This is a genomic window from Spirulina sp. CCY15215, from assembly GCF_016888125.1.
Taxonomy (GTDB): domain Bacteria; phylum Cyanobacteriota; class Cyanobacteriia; order Cyanobacteriales; family Spirulinaceae; genus CCY15215.
This window is the reverse complement of record NZ_JACSWA010000467.1, coordinates 1-654: the sequence shown is the minus strand read 5'-3', so window position 1 is coordinate 654 and position 654 is coordinate 1. Positions and strand designations below refer to the sequence as shown.

Here is a 654-nt window from a genome sequence, read left to right as displayed (position 1 = left end):
ACTGTCCGGCATAGTTGTTGATATTTTCATTCGTTACCCATGTTTTCCCTAACCAGAAGTTGCCTTCGTTTCCTTCTGCGGTTATTGCTATTCCGTCGAGTTCTCCGTCTACTTCTTCCAGTTTCTCGCTTATCGCTGCAATTCCTTCTTCCTCGCGACCAATAATACTCGATATCGTCCCTGCTGCTGCACCATAAAGCAAGTCTTCGGCATTATCGGCACGAGAATCAATGACGTTGAGTATATTGGTTCCTCCTGCTTCAGGAAAACGCACCACGGTGGCATCCCCTTGAATTAAACTTGGGTCTGTTGGAGTAACTACTCCTGCTGCCATGAGGTTAATATTTTCGGCGTTGACTTCCCCTGCTATGACGGTATCTCCTTCGCTGACGGCTGTATCGGTTCTGATTAACCGCACTGTGCCATCTTCTTCGATGATGACTTCATTAGCATGACCGATTTCACTGCCTCCGGTAATATAACGAGGGATATCTACGGCTCTGATTCCCCTTGCATTGGCAGGAATGATTACGTTTCCTTCGACTGGGGCGGCATCGAGGACTAAGTTTACCACCATACCTTCGTGAGAGAGTCGAACTTGACTTTTACCTGGAATAGCGGCGAGGGTGATGTTACCGTTTTCGGTGGCTACGG

The 654-nt window shown here is 48.0% G+C and carries 1 protein-coding gene; it reads right to left on the bottom strand.

Translation table 11 applies throughout. The features are described 5' to 3' along the window. The coding region (locus JUI58_RS15335) for a DUF4347 domain-containing protein (protein ID WP_204104673.1) at nt 1-654 on the bottom strand (654 nt) is incomplete at both ends.